General features: G+C 71.7%; 12 protein-coding genes. 3 read left to right on the top strand and 9 right to left on the bottom strand.

Translation table 11 applies throughout. The features are described from left to right. Positions 1–110 precede the first annotated feature (110 nt). Positions 111–1,157 (top strand): glycosyltransferase family 2 protein, encoded by a 1,047-nt coding sequence (locus tag ACIQBL_RS09735; RefSeq protein WP_401938816.1) that lies wholly within the window; start codon positions 111–113, stop codon positions 1,155–1,157. 17 nt (positions 1,158–1,174) lie between these two features. Here ACIQBL_RS09735 and ACIQBL_RS09740 read toward each other — a convergent pair whose 3' ends face one another. Then, positions 1,175–1,846, bottom strand: coding sequence for a hypothetical protein (locus tag ACIQBL_RS09740; protein ID WP_401938819.1), 672 nt, complete (start codon positions 1,844–1,846; stop codon positions 1,175–1,177). 68 nt (positions 1,847–1,914) lie between these two features. On the opposite strand from ACIQBL_RS09740, the gene ACIQBL_RS09745 reads away from it, so the two are divergent. Continuing rightward, positions 1,915–3,951: an O-antigen ligase family protein gene (locus ACIQBL_RS09745; RefSeq protein WP_401938821.1), complete on the top strand. Its 2,037-nt coding sequence runs from the start codon at positions 1,915–1,917 to the stop codon at positions 3,949–3,951. Beyond that, positions 3,948–4,847 (top strand): glycosyltransferase family 2 protein, encoded by a 900-nt coding sequence (locus ACIQBL_RS09750; protein WP_401938823.1) that lies wholly within the window; start codon positions 3,948–3,950, stop codon positions 4,845–4,847. The genes ACIQBL_RS09745 and ACIQBL_RS09750 overlap by 4 nt, the downstream gene beginning before the upstream one ends. Here ACIQBL_RS09750 and ACIQBL_RS09755 read toward each other — a convergent pair. The 8 genes from ACIQBL_RS09755 to wecB form a co-directional block, all read right to left on the bottom strand. Continuing rightward, on the bottom strand, positions 4,758–5,957 hold the full coding sequence (locus ACIQBL_RS09755; protein ID WP_401938826.1) for an acyltransferase family protein: 1,200 nt from the start codon (positions 5,955–5,957) through the stop codon (positions 4,758–4,760). The two genes, ACIQBL_RS09750 and ACIQBL_RS09755, sit on opposite strands and share 90 nt — an antisense overlap. Before the next feature lie 32 nt (positions 5,958–5,989). Continuing rightward, on the bottom strand, positions 5,990–6,976 hold the full coding sequence (locus ACIQBL_RS09760; protein WP_401938829.1) for a class I SAM-dependent methyltransferase: 987 nt from the start codon (positions 6,974–6,976) through the stop codon (positions 5,990–5,992). After that, on the bottom strand, positions 6,970–7,647 hold the full coding sequence (locus ACIQBL_RS09765; RefSeq protein ID WP_401938832.1) for a class I SAM-dependent methyltransferase: 678 nt from the start codon (positions 7,645–7,647) through the stop codon (positions 6,970–6,972). The genes ACIQBL_RS09760 and ACIQBL_RS09765 overlap by 7 nt, the downstream gene beginning before the upstream one ends. Positions 7,648–7,719: 72 nt before the next feature. Further along, entirely contained in the window at positions 7,720–8,532 is an 813-nt protein-coding gene (locus tag ACIQBL_RS09770; protein ID WP_401938833.1) for a glycosyltransferase family 2 protein, read from the bottom strand. Beyond that, complete coding sequence (locus tag ACIQBL_RS09775) at positions 8,529–9,635, bottom strand: hypothetical protein (RefSeq protein WP_401938836.1); 1,107 nt, start codon at positions 9,633–9,635, stop codon at positions 8,529–8,531. The genes ACIQBL_RS09770 and ACIQBL_RS09775 overlap by 4 nt, the downstream gene beginning before the upstream one ends. Positions 9,636–9,640: 5 nt before the next feature. Continuing rightward, positions 9,641–11,179, bottom strand: a complete 1,539-nt coding sequence (locus ACIQBL_RS09780; RefSeq protein ID WP_401938838.1) for an oligosaccharide flippase family protein — start codon at positions 11,177–11,179, stop codon at positions 9,641–9,643. Next, positions 11,142–12,026, bottom strand: coding sequence for a chain length determinant protein (locus ACIQBL_RS09785; RefSeq protein WP_401938841.1), 885 nt, complete (start codon positions 12,024–12,026; stop codon positions 11,142–11,144). The genes ACIQBL_RS09780 and ACIQBL_RS09785 overlap by 38 nt, the downstream gene beginning before the upstream one ends. 51 nt (positions 12,027–12,077) lie before the next feature. Further along, a complete protein-coding gene (wecB, locus tag ACIQBL_RS09790; protein WP_401938843.1) occupies positions 12,078–13,217 on the bottom strand; it encodes a non-hydrolyzing UDP-N-acetylglucosamine 2-epimerase in 1,140 nt (379 codons plus the stop codon). Positions 13,218–13,219 lie beyond the last annotated feature (2 nt).

Raw genomic sequence — 13,219 nt, forward strand, 5'->3', positions numbered from 1 at the left:
AAAAAAAAAACCACCCCCCACCAACCCCCCCCCCCCCCCCCCCCCCCCGGGGGGGGGGGGCGGGCCCCCCCCCCCCCCCCCCCCCCGACGGGGATTGGCTTCCCCACACGATGAGCACCGTCAGTGTTGTCATCCCCTGCTACAAGTACGGCCATTTCCTCGCCGACTGCGTGAGCAGCGTCCTGGACGAGCAGGACGGCGTTGACGTCCGGGTCCTCATCATCGACGACGCCTCGCCCGACGACTCGGCGGAGGTCGCGCACAAGCTGGCCGCCGCCGACCCGCGGATCGAGGTCCACGTCCACGAGACCAACAAGGGCCACATCGCCACGTACAACGAAGGCCTCCTCGAATGGGCCGACGGCGACTACGTGGCCCTGCTCTCCGCCGACGACCGGCTGGTCCCGGGCGCCCTGGTCCGCGCCGCCGCGGTCCTGGACGCCCACCCCGAGGCGGGGTTCGCCTACGGGCGCCCGCTGCGCTTCCAGCACGGCGGCCCGCTGCCCAAGGCCCGTACGCACAGCACCGGTTCGGTCGTCTACCCCGGCCAGTGGTGGCTGGAGCGCCGCTTCCGCGAGGGCACCGGCTGCATCACCTCGCCGGAGGTCGTCGTCCGCACCGACCTGCAGCGGAAGGTCGGCGGCTACGACCCCGCCCTGCCCCACGCCGGCGACATCGAGATGTGGATGCGGCTCGCCGCGCACGCCGACGTCGGCCACATACGCGGCGCCGACCAGGCCTTCTACCGCGTCCACGGCAACAACATGTCCACCGTCGACTTCGGCGGCCAGCTCGACGACCTGCGCCAGCGCCTCGTCGCCTTCGACTCGGTGCTCGCCAAGTGCGGCGACCGGCTGCCCCACGCCGACCGCCTCGCCGAGCAGGTCCACACCCGCCTCGCCCGCTACGCGCTGCGCCGGGCCTACCGCGCCTACGACCGCGGGCGCACCGGCGTCGTACCGGTCGACGCGTGTGTCGCGTTCGCCGAGGAGTGCCTGCCGGGCTGTGCGGCGCTGCCCGAGTACCGCGCGCTGCGGCTGCGCAGACGGATCGGGCCGAAGGCGATGCCGTATCTGCAGCCCCTCGTGTGGTCGGCCGTGGCCGAACGCGGGCGGGAGTGGCTGTGGTGGGAGTCCTGGAAGCGCCGCGGTGTCTGATGCGTGATCGGTTCAGCTCAGTTGGCCACCGGGACCCCGGCGGTGCGGCGGACCGCGTCCGGGGAGTTGTCCCGGCGCCTCCTGCGCCGCAGTGCGTACTGGTCGCACCACAGGGCCCCCAGGATCCCGGCGAGCGCGCCCAGCAGCGCCGTACCGGCCAGGGCGCGGGTCCGGGTGCCGTGCACCGGGGCGGCGCTCGCGGCGACCAGGACGGACGCGTTGATCCGCGACGCCGGCGCGATCCCCTGGGCGTCCTGGAGGTCCGTCACATGCTGGGTGTAGGTCTCGATGACCCGGCTGACCGCCGCGTCGGCCGCCACCGGATCGGACCGCTGCGCCTGGATCTGCACGGACGGGATCAGATAGCGCGGGGTCGCGCTGGTGCCGCTGTTGCGCGGGATCAGCTGGTACGTCCCGTCCACCCCCGCGGCGTCCAACTCGGCGCGCCCGGCGGGCGATTCGAGCTGCTGCACGACCCCGTACGAGAGGGTGGCGAGGGACGGCGGGAGGTTCGTCAGCTGGTTGGGCTGGTTGCCGGTCGCGGGCGGTTTGAGGACGACGACCGCCGAACTCAGGTACTGCGGTGCCGGATGCAGCACTCGGTCGGCTCCGGCGGCCGTCAGAACGAGCGCGAGCAGCAGTACGTACCAGCGGCGGAGCAGCGCTTCGGCGACGTCACGGGGCGACACAGGGATTCCTTCCGTCGTCGCCGATCCTCGCAGGCGCCGGGGCGTACCGCCACCAAAAGGGAGTTCTCGTGAGCCTTGCCGACCTCTTGGCGATCATGCGCAGGCGGTGGTACTTCATGGTGCCCCTCACCCTGCTCAGCGTGCTCGCGGGCGGATACCTGTACCGGACCATCCCGGTGTCCTACGAGTCGCAGAGCTCCGTCACCCTGCTCGACTCCACGGCGATCGCCGACCTGGCGCCGACCTTCGGCAACCCGCTGACGAACGCGGGCGGTTCGCTGGTCGTCACGGCCGACGTGCTGATCAGGACGCTCCAGTCGAGCGACTCGGCCAAGGAACTGAACTCCCGCGGCGTCACCGACCAGTACACGGTGGGTTTCGCGCCGGACGCCGACACCCCGCTGCTCACCCTGAGCGTCACGGGAACCGACCAGGCGAAGGTGCTCCGGGAGACCACCACCCTCACGAAGTTCACCGCGGAGCAGCTGAAGGCCTTGCAGGCCGCCTCGAAGGTGCCGACGGTGTACGCGGTCCAGACCGCGCCGGTCGTCCTGCCGCAGATACCGGTCTCGCAGTCGAAGAGCCGCTACCAGGACGTCGCGGCGGTCGTCATCGTCGGTGTGGTCGGCGCGTTCCTGCTGTCCATCCTCGCCGAGGGCGTCGCGGTGGTCCGCCGCCGGGGACGCGCCCTCGCGGAGTACGTTCCCCGGCGCCACCGCGCCCGGCCCCCCGAGCGGGCGCCCAGGGGCCTGCTGGTGCGCAGGCTGGACGCCACGACGATCCTCACCGGCTATCTGGTGCTCGCCTTCTTCGTCCCGTCGAATCTCACCCTGCCCGCGCTGGGCGGTGTGGGCACCCCGGCCAACGTCTTCGCCCTGCTGGGACTCCTCTGGTACCTCGCGACCTGGCTCGGCGGTCGCGTCCTGCCGGCGAAGGGCACCAGGCTGCCGCGCGTGGCGATGTGCGTGCTCGCCGCCGCGGTGCTCCTGTCGTACCTCGCCAACGCGCTCCGCGAGAGCTCGCACGAGGAGGTCCTCGGGGCCGACCGGGGCCTCATCGGGCTCGGGGTGTGGGTGGCGCTCGTCGTGCTGTCCTCGGCCGGCATCCAGGAGCGCAGCCGGCTGGAGACCCTGATGCGCCGGCTCGTCGTCCTGGGCACGGTGGTGGCCCTGATCGGCTACTACGACTTCTTCGCCGCGACCAACATCGCCGACTCCATCCACATCCCCGGCCTGCACTCGAACAGCGCCGGGCTCAGCGCGATGGACCGCGGCTCGTTCACCCGGCCGCGCTCCACCACGGCCCATCCGCTGGAGTTCGGGGGGATGCTCGCCATCCTGGTCCCCTTCGCCGTCCACCAGGCGTTCGACCCGGTACGCCGGCACGCCGGCGCGCTGCGCCGCTGGGCCCCGGTGGCGATCATGGCGGGTGCCCTTCCGCTGACGGTGTCCCGCACGTCCATCATCGGCGCCTTCATCGCGATCCTGGTGATGGTGCCCCGCTGGAAGCCGCAGCGCCGCTGGGCCGCGATCGGCATCGTCCTGGGTTCGGTGGCCGGCTTCAAGGTGATCATCCCGGGGCTGATCGGCACCATCACCAACCTGTTCGCCACCTTCCTGTCCAACTCCGACAGCAGCACCCAGGCGCGCACCGTGAAGTACAGCGCGATCGTCCCCTACCTCAGCGAACGCCCCTGGTTCGGCCGGGGATTCGGCACCTTCACCCCCGACCTGTACTTCTTCACCGACAACCAGTACATGCTGACCCTCGCCGAGACGGGCGCCCTGGGGCTGGTCGCGCTGCTCTTCCTGTTCGTCACCGGGATCCACCAGGGCGGTGCCATCCGCCGGCTCGCCCGCTCCGAGTCGGACCGTGAACTCGGCCAGGCCTTCCTCGCCTCCGCCCTGGTCGCCCTGGTCATCAGCGCCACCTTCGACGCCCTCAGCTTCCCCATGTACGCCGGGATGTTCTTCCTCACCCTGGGCGCGGGCGGCAGCTACCTCGGCTTCGTCCGCCGCGAGGCCGCCGAAGCGGCTGCCGTCGCGGTCCCCGCCCCTCGCAATGCCCCCGACGTCCCGTCTCCCCAACTCGCGGAGTCCCGATGAGTTCCGTCGCCGTCATCGTCGTCACCTGGAACAGCGCCCCGGTGCTCCCCGGGTTCCTCGCCGCCCTCCCCGACGGCATGGCCGGTCTCGACCACCGGCTCGTCGTCGCCGACAACGACTCCGCCGACGACACCGTCGAGGTCCTGCGCGCGCTGGCCCCCGACGCCACGGTCGTCAGGACCGGCCGCAACGCCGGGTACGCGGCCGGGGTCAACGCGGCGCTGGCCGCCGCCGGGGAACACGACGCCGTGCTGATCTGCAACCCCGACATCCGGATGCGGCAGGGCTGCGCCAAACGTCTCGTCGACAGCCTCGGGGACGGGGTCGGGATCGCCGTACCCCTGCTGTACGAGGAAGGCCGGGACACCCCGCATCACTCGCTGCGCCGCGAGTCGAGTGTGCTGCGGGCGCTCGGCGAGGCCGTGATCGGCAACACCCGGGCCGGGCGCTTCCCGGCGCTGAGCGAGCTGGTCACCGACCCCGCCGCGTACCGGCGGCCCACCCGCGCGGACTGGGCGACCGGTGCGCTCATGGCCGTCTCGGGCGACTGCCTGGCCGCCTGCGGACCGTGGGACGAGTCCTTCTTCCTCTACTCGGAGGAGACCGAGTACTGCCTGCGCGCGAGGGACCGCGGGTATGTCACCCAGCTGGATCCGACGGCCGAGGCCGTGCACCTGGGCGGCGACTCCCAGGTGTCGCCCCGGCTCTGGACCCTCCTCACCCTCAACCGTGTCCGCCTGTACCGGCGCCGGCACGGTCCCCTCGCCACGGCCGCCTTCCGTACGGCCGTCCTGCTCCGGGAGACCTCACGCGCCGCCCTCGGCCGCCCCGCCGCCAAGGCCGCCGCCGCCGCCCTCGCCCGGCCGGGCGCGCTGCGCGTCACGCCGGGCCCGTGAGGTGAGCCGTCGCATCATGGGCACCTCCACGAACCGGTGCATGAGCCCCGCGAGCGCCACGGAGAGGGCGAGCGATGCGGCGATGAGCGCCCAGGCCTTCGCCGGTGCCGAGCCCTGGGCGTCGAGCCCCCGCATCAGGTCCACGATCACCGACTGGTGGATCAGGTAGAAGGCGAAGGAGATCTCGCCCAGCCACACCGCCCACCGGCTCCGCCACACGCTCCGCCTCCCCTCGGCGTCGGCGACGGCCACGGCGCAGATGAGCAGTGCGAACGGGATCACGGTCACGGCCGACGTCTCCGCGTCCGGCGGGAAGTACGGCGTCACGGCGTACGCGCCGACGAGGAGTACGGCGACGGACCACACGGGGATCCGAGGCCAGCGCCCGCTCTTCACGACGAGCGCCATCAGGATGCCGAGCACGAACTCCAGCAGGCGGACCGGCGGGAAGATGTAGACGAACCAGTAGTGCCGCCCGGCGGGCAGGAGTACCGCCACCACGGGCACCGCGAACACGGCCGCCACGCACACCGCGGCGCTCGCCCACAGCCGCTGCGGCCGGATGCGGCGCACCACGGGCAGCAGTACCGGGAAGAGGGCGTAGAAGAACGCCTCGCAGGCGAGTGACCAACTGACCGAGTTCGCGCCGAAGTAGACGCCCGGGTCCGGCCACCAGGCCTGTACGAGCCCGAGGTTGGCCGCTCCGACGAGGAACCCGACGGTGTGGCCGGTCGCGTACAGCCCGGCGACGGAGAGGACGAAGGCCACGACGTAGTTCGGGTAGATCTTCGCCGCCCGCCGCCGCCAGAAGGCGCGGGCGGTGTCTCCCGGCCGTGCCGACCACGTCAGGACGAAGCCGCTGAGGACGAAGAAGAACGAGACGCCCACGGCGCCGGCCCCCGCCGCGCGGGCGAACGCGTGCTGCGTCGACGACGGGGCCGGCAGCCCCGATATCGAGATGTGGAAGCAGAAGACGAGGAACGCGGCGACGAACCGGAGCCCCGTCAGCGAGGGCAGCCTCGATCCGTCGTCCCGCGCCCTGGCGGGTCCGTCGGAACTGCCTGGTCTGCCTGGTCTGCCCGATGTGTCAGTGGCCTCGACCGAACTCATGAACCCCCCAAGGTCCCTGCAAGCGGCCGGAGTTACCGGCCCGTGCTGCGCGGCCGGCACACCATGGCGACGAAGTCGTGCCCCACCTCGGGCAGGGACGCGTCCTCCGCGGCGAAGCAGCGCTCCAGCAGCTCCAGCGTCTCCGGTTCCTGGTCACGGAAGTGGTGCGCGATCCCGGAGAACGCGATGTGCAGCACCGTGCCCCCGTACGGCCGTTCCTCGACGACCTCGAACTCGCGGCGCAGACCCGGCAGCAGCGCCGCCGCGTCGACGGCCTCCGACGGGTCGTCCAGCACCATCGACAGCCTGCTGGGCCGCACGACACGGCGCTTGATCCGGCCGTCGGTCAGGCGCCGCCGCTCCTCGGGGAGCTGGGCCAACAGCGCGTTCGCAGCGTCGAGTTGGGCGTCGGTCCACTGGAAGCGGGTCGGGCCGACGAACTCGTCGACCACGAACGTGCCGTCGGGCTCGATCAGTTGGGCCAGGCGCGGCAGGGTCTCGTCGAGGCGGTCGAAGTGGTGCAGCGACTGCAGGCCCAGCAGGACGTCGAAGCGTTCCCCGTCGGCGGTCATCCGGTTGACGTCGGTGACCCGGAAGCGCAGGACGTCGGCGAGACCCTCCTCGGCGGCGGTGCGGGTGGCGAAGCCGATCCGCTCCGGCGCCACGTCCACGCCCTCCAGGAGCGAGAACGCGCCGGTCCTCGCCCAGAGCAGTTCGTTGCCGCCGGTGCCGCAGCCGAGCGAGAGGCCGCGCAGATCGGTGCGGGGCGCGAAGTGCTTCGCCGCGACGTACTCGGGGAACGACGTGTCCGCGTCGCCGGTCATCAGCAGGTTCCACCGCTTGATGACCGCCGGTATCGCCCACCACTCGGTCAGCGACGGATCGACCCGGGACCAGTGCTCGACCACGCGCGCGCCGCCGCGCACCCGCAGCTTGGCCAGTACCGGGTCCAGGTCCAGCTTCCGTACCTTGCGCAGCACCCGGTCCGCGTCGTGTCTGTTGATCAGGTTGTTCAGCATGCGGGCTCCGTTCTGACGGCCATGAGGGACTTCGGCGCACCGAGCACCCGCTCGCTGAGGAGTGCGGACCGGGGGAACAGGTAGCGCATCTCGGTGCGGGTCAGCAGCTCGATGTTGATCACGGCGTTCATCGCCGACTCCGGGCTGTCCGGGCGGCTGTGGACGAGGGGCCAGCGCCGTACCAGACGGGCCCTGGCGGCCAGCGGCAGGAACTGGAAGCCGGGCGCCACGAAGTGCGGCTCGACGGGGAAGTAGCGGTACGGCGTCTGGATCCAGTGCAGCGGCGCCAGTTGCTCGACCGCGGCGACGAACTTCTGCCGCTGGCTGTGGCCCCCCACGTGCTCGATGGTCGAGTTGGAGAACACCAGGTCGTAGCCGCCCTTGGCGCTCAGTTCGGCGGCGACCGCCGGGTCGGTGACGTCGGCGTTCTCCGCGGTGATCCAGTCGGGCAGTTCGGCGGGGTGCGCTTCCAGGTTGATCAGGTGGACGTGCTTGGCGCGCACCGGTGCGCGCAGCCACATCTCGGCCGTCCCGCCCAGGTCCACCACGCTCATGTTCTCGATGCCGGGGAAACAGCGCCGGAACCGTTCCCAGCGGGCGACGCGGAGCCGTTCGCCCAGGGAGCCGGGTGCGTCGACGAATCTGTTCCTGAGGGCGCGGGATCGTGGCACGGGATCAACCACCTGTGGTCGGGTCGGAAAGGGGAGCGAGCGGAACGGAGCGGGCGGAAAAGGGAGTGGGTCTCAACTTGGCTGTCGCCATTGCGTGTAGAAGCTGTCCGGGTTCATCAGGTACCGGACCGTGGGGTGCGGCACATGGAGCAGGCGGTGCCCGCGGCCGTACCGGCGGATCAGCTCCCAGTCCTCCCGGGGCAGCACCTCCGGTGTCCGGCGCAGCCGGCTGAAGTGCAGGGAGCGGGTGCGGCGGGCGACGAAGGCGTTGGTGTCCAGGAAGGCCTCGCGGGCGGACCGGCGCCGGTTCCAGGGCACCGAGAGGACGTCCTTCTCGGTGCCGTCGGGCAGGACGCGGCGCAGTGCCGTGTAGACGCCGTCGGGACCGTCGGGGGACTCCAGGACCGCCAACGCCCGTTCCAGATGGTCGGGTTCCCACAGGTTGTCGTCGTCCAGGAACGCCACGTACCGGGAGCGGGTGAGGCGGATGCCCACGTTGCGCACGACGCCCGCCACGCCGGTGTTGTGGGCCAGCGAGACGGCGAACAGCCGTGGGTCGTCGGGGAGTTCGGGCAGTCCGGCGCCGTCGTCGACCACGATGACGACCTGGTCGCGCACGGTCTGGTCCAGGGCCGAGCGCACCGCCGCACGCAGCGCCTCGGGACGCCGGTGGGTGGCGATCACCGTGGCGACCAGTGCCGAGGGCGGCGACGGAAGACCGGCCGCCAGCCGCCGCGTCTCGGCGCTCTCGGTCCGGCGCAGCCGCACCGCGCCGGGGGCCAGCAGGACCTTGTTCCTCGCCTCGAAGAGCACCAGCCAGCCGAAGAGCGCCTTGAGCAGCGTCCAGGGCGCCCGTGCGAGGCGGCGCGTCAGGGCGCGGCTCACGAGGCGGGCTCCGGCAGGACCGGGCGGCCGTCGGACATCCGGTTGTTGCGCCACACGTTTCCGGCGCCGCCCGCGTTCCAGTGGGCGACCGGGCCGTAGCCGCCGGAATCGGGGTGGTACTGCGTCGAGAAGACGTTGTTGGTGACCGTGATCCCGGTGGCGCCCGTGTCACCGCCGTAAAGGGCGTACGCGCCGCCCGCTATCCAGTTGTCGTCGACGGTGACGTTGCGGACCACGCCGGAGTCCGCGAACAGGCCGATGCTTCCCGAGGCCCCTTGCTTGAGGCCGGTCGGGTTCAGCAGGGTGTTGTGGCGGACGACCAGCTTCCCGGTGTTGCCGCCACCGCTGATCACCGCGTTGGTGTGCTGCCACTCGCCGCCCTGGTTGATGAACGGGGCGATGTCGTGCACGTAGTTGTCGTGCAGGTTGCCCTGCCCCATGGCCAGGGCGTCGCCGAACACGGAGACGTCGCACCAGCCGACCTCGACGGAGCTGGTCCCCATGTTGGACACCGCGTAGTCGACGCCGCCGTTGTCCGGCCCCTTGCCGGGTACGGCGGTGACGGTGGAGTGCAGGACCCGCAGTCCGTGGTAGCCGGGGCGCAGGTTGATGCCCCACCAGTTGTCCGAGGTGATCCTGGAGTCGATGACGGTGACGTCGTTGGCGTAGATGTCGAGGGAGCCGGTGATGTCCCAGCCCCGGATGACCTTCCCGTCGGTACGGACGGCCAGGTAGCCGGTCTTGTGCGGGGTGAGGGGGATGCGGGGGCCGGTGGTGCGGGCGTCGGGGAAGCCGCAGGCGCCGGGGGAGGCGCACGCGGGTTTGGCCGCGGGCGTCGGGGTCGTGCCGCTGGGGCCGGGCGTCGCGGTGGGCTTCACCGTCGGGGACGGCGAGGCGGTGGGGCTGCCCGACGTGCTGCCCGCCGTGGTCGGCGGACCGGTGCCCGGTGCCGTCGAGGAGGTGCTCGCGGGGCAGGTCAGCGCGTCGTCCGGGCAGGCCGGCAACGCGGACTCGTTCGATCTCGAGCAGGCGGTCCCCATGACCGCCAGCAGGGCCGCGAGCAGCAGCCTCGCGAGCGCGCTCCGGCCGGTACGCCGTGACATCCGGTTCACCCCATGCCCTGTTGGCCGACGCCGCGCAGGAAGTCGCGGCTGGGCAGTACGCAGACGATGTATCCGGCCAGGGCGATCACGCCGATGGCGAGAAGCGCGAACCGGCCGTCGCCGAACGGCTGTCGCAGACCGAGGACGATCGCGGTCATCACCGCTCCGCCGAGGAAGGGCCACGCGCAGGCCCGGGCGATCAGGCGAAGGCCGATGCCGCCGCGGCGCAGCGCGATCAGGAAGACGGGCACCACGAGGCCCCCGGCGACCAGGACATGGCCCTGGGAGACCCCGACGATGCCGTTCAGACGGGCGGCGACGAGCAGCGCCGGGACCAGGGCCGCCAGCCACAGGCCCTGCACCAGGAAGAGCGAACGGCGCTGTCCGATCGCGACCAGACAGTCGTAGGAGAGTTCGCCGCCGATGCGGATGAGGCCGAGGGCCATCAGCCAGGGGAGTGCCGCGGCGGCGGGGGTCCACTGGCTTCCGTAGACCAGCCGGACCACCGGCTCCGCGAGGCCGGCCAGCAGTACGCACAGCGGGACGGTGCCGGTGATCAGCACCCCCAGGGCGCGGCTGAAGCCCTGGGCCAGTGCCTGCGGTGAGGCGGCCAGACGGGAGAACCCGGCGAAGGAGACCCGGCGGGCGGCCTCGGAGATGATGCGCACCGGCCAGCCGGACATGTTGAAGGCGAGCACGTAGAAACCCAGCGACACATTCCCCAGCGTCGCGCCCACCACCATGGTGTCCACGTTGACCACGGCCAGGGCCAGCATGCTCGCCCCCGCCAGCGGCAGCCCGAACCGCAGCAGCGCCCGTGCCTGCACGGGGTTCCAGCCGAATTTCAGAGTGCCCGGCGCCGCCAGCGCGCAGCCGATCAGCGTGACGACGTTCCCGGCCACGGCGCCCCAGGCGAAGCTCATCGCGCCCCAGCCCTCGAAGGCCAGCAGCAGCGTCACCGCCGTGCTGAGCACGAAGTTGAGGCCGTCGATGATCATCCGCCTGCCCTGGGCGAACTCACGGGTGAGGAAGCCGCCGGGTACCTGTGCCACCCCGTCGATCACCACGCACAGGCACATCACCCGCAGTACGCCCGCGGCGTCCGGCGAGCCGAGCAGGCCGGCCACCGCCGGTGCCGCCGCGAACAGCGCCACGTACAGCAGCCCGCTGGAGAGGGTGCTGAGTGTCAGCACGGTCGGCGCGAAGCGGCGCGCGTCCCCCTCCCAGCGCACGATGGCCAGGCCCACGCCCAGTTCGTTCGCGGACAGCAGGACGAGCAGCACGGTCTGGGCGATGCCGTACACGCCCCACTCGGCGGGGCCGAGGGCGAAGCGGGCCAGCACGATGCCGGTGGCGAAGTTGCCCAGGCGCAGGACGACGGTGTTGATCAGGCTCCAGCGGGCCGCCGAACGGACCTTCCGGCCGAGAGAGGCAGGAGCGGGAGGTGCGGGAGGTGTGGGAGGTGCGGGGGGCGCGGGATCGGGAGGAGCGGGGACGCCGCTCGTCTCACCGGTCCCGCTGCCCGGTGCGCGGGCGGTGTCCATGAGTCGACTCCTCGTCGAGCGGCTCTGTGGCGGACGCCACGGCCATGGCGGCTTGGGGCACGGTGGGCTCCGCGGCGGTCGGCCCGTTCTCGGTGGACCGCGACCAGCTCGGCAGCTGCCGGATGGCGAGCGTCTCCTCCACGACCGATTCCTCCACCTGTCTCCCGGCTGATTCCCCGGTCGGTCTCCCGGCCGAGTGTCCGGTCGGGGGGACGGGGGCGACCGGCGCCGGCTCCGGGCCGGGCCTGTGCGGCCTCTTGCGCGCCTCCACGTAGAAGGCGCAGGCCAGGGTGAGGACCAGACCCAGGGCCCCGGCCAGCACCAGGTACTCCAGCCGCGTCTTGGTCTGCGCCACCGGGTTCTGCGGGGCCACGATCGTCCACATGCGGATCATGGCCTTCGGCGCGACCGACTGCTCCTTCTGGAACTGTTCCAGCCGCTCCTTGGCGTACGCGGTGAGGATCTTGTCCGAGGACAGGACGGAGGCCTTGTCGGTGCCGGTCACGGTGAGCCACATCAGCGGCCCCTGGGCGTTGTCGGCGAGTTTGGCCGCGAACGTGCCCTGGGCGCCACGGGCCTTGAGATCCCGGATCGAGTCGTCGGAGTTGAGGTTGCGGGCCAGGCTGTCGGCCATGCCGGTGAGCGAGGTCTGGGTGCTCAGGAACGGGTTGCCGTCGTAAGCCACCGTGGCCTTCTGGGAGTTCAGCAGGACCACCGTGCTCTGCGACTGGTAGCTGACCGGCACCATCAGGATCACGGCCACGATCAGACCGGCCGTCAGCAGCAGTCCGGGCAGCAGGACGTACCAGCGCCTGCGCATGACCCGGGCGATCTCAGCGAGATCCATGATGGTCCCCCCTTACGACCAGACGTTCGACGAGCGTATGTTGCAAGCGGATCATAGGGGGAACGTTCGATCCTCGGGTCGGGGGCGGGCTCGGTGCGTGGGTCTCGGCCGGGTGCTCGCGGTGCCGCCCTCCAGCAGCACGTCGGCGATGCGGTCGCTCGCGTGCCCGTCCCACAGGTCGGGCCTGCGCGGTGCGGGCGGCGCGTCCAGCACCTGGTTCACGGTGGCCACGATGCGCGCCGGATCCCGGCCGGCCAGCACGTTGGTGCCCTGCTCGACGGTGATGGGCCGCTCGGTGTTGTCCCGCAGGGTCACGCACGGCACGCCCAGCGCGGTCGTCTCCTCCTGGATGCCGCCGGAGTCGGTCAGCACGACGCGGGCGGAGTCCTGCAGGGCGATGAAGTCCAGGTATCCGGCGGGCGGTACGAGCCGGATCCCGCCGGGGACGCCGAGGTCGGCCAGCTTTCCGGCCGCGCGCGGATGCACCGGCAGCACGAGCGGACAGCGGCCGGCGATCTCGCCGAGGGCCTTCAGCAGCCCGGTGAGGACCTCGGGGTCGTCCACGTTGGCGGGCCGGTGCAGGGTGACCAGGCCGAACTCGCCCTTGGTCAGGCCGTATCGGTCCAGGATGTCGGAGGCCCTGGCCCGCTCCAGATTGGCCAGCAGCGTGTCGATCATGACGTTCCCGACGAGGTGGATCTGGTCGTCCCGGTACCCCTCGGCGCGCAGGTTCTCGGCGGCGTCGGGGGAGGGGGCCAGCAGATAGTCGCTGACGCGGTCGGTGGCGACCCGGTTGACCTCCTCCGGCATGCTCCAGTCGCGGCTGCGCAGACCGGACTCCACATGGGCGAGCAGCGGGCCGGCCTTGGCGGTGACCAGGGCACAGGCCAGGGTGGAGTTGATGTCGCCGACCACGACGACGATGTCCGGGGACACCTCGTCGAGGAGCGTCTCGAACGCCGTCATCACCCGGCCGGTCTGCTCGGCGTGGCTGCCGGAGCCGACGCCGAGGAAGCGGTCGGGTGGCCGGATGCCGAGGTCGGCGAAGAACACGTCGTTCATGGCCGGGTCGTAGTGCTGGCCGGTGTGGACGAGGATCACCTCGGCGCCCCGGGCCTCCAGGGCGTCCATCACCGGTTTGATCTTCATGTAGTTGGGGCGTGCCCCGGCGACGCAGACGATGCGCGGCATGG

The organism is Streptomyces sp. NPDC088350, from assembly GCF_044753545.1.
Lineage (GTDB): Bacteria > Actinomycetota > Actinomycetes > Streptomycetales > Streptomycetaceae > Streptomyces.

Coding starts and splice junctions, on each gene's coding strand:
- ACIQBL_RS09735 (WP_401938816.1), top strand. CDS start 111: ATGAGCACCGTCAGTGTTGTCATCCCCTGCTACAAGTACGGCCATTTC.
- ACIQBL_RS09750 (WP_401938823.1), top strand. CDS start 3,948: ATGAGTTCCGTCGCCGTCATCGTCGTCACCTGGAACAGCGCCCCGGTG.
- ACIQBL_RS09785 (WP_401938841.1), bottom strand. CDS start 12,026: ATGGATCTCGCTGAGATCGCCCGGGTCATGCGCAGGCGCTGGTACGTC.
- ACIQBL_RS09755 (WP_401938826.1), bottom strand. CDS start 5,957: ATGAGTTCGGTCGAGGCCACTGACACATCGGGCAGACCAGGCAGACCA.
- wecB (WP_401938843.1), bottom strand. CDS start 13,217: ATGCCGCGCATCGTCTGCGTCGCCGGGGCACGCCCCAACTACATGAAG.
- ACIQBL_RS09780 (WP_401938838.1), bottom strand. CDS start 11,179: ATGGACACCGCCCGCGCACCGGGCAGCGGGACCGGTGAGACGAGCGGC.
- ACIQBL_RS09775 (WP_401938836.1), bottom strand. CDS start 9,635: ATGTCACGGCGTACCGGCCGGAGCGCGCTCGCGAGGCTGCTGCTCGCG.
- ACIQBL_RS09760 (WP_401938829.1), bottom strand. CDS start 6,976: ATGCTGAACAACCTGATCAACAGACACGACGCGGACCGGGTGCTGCGC.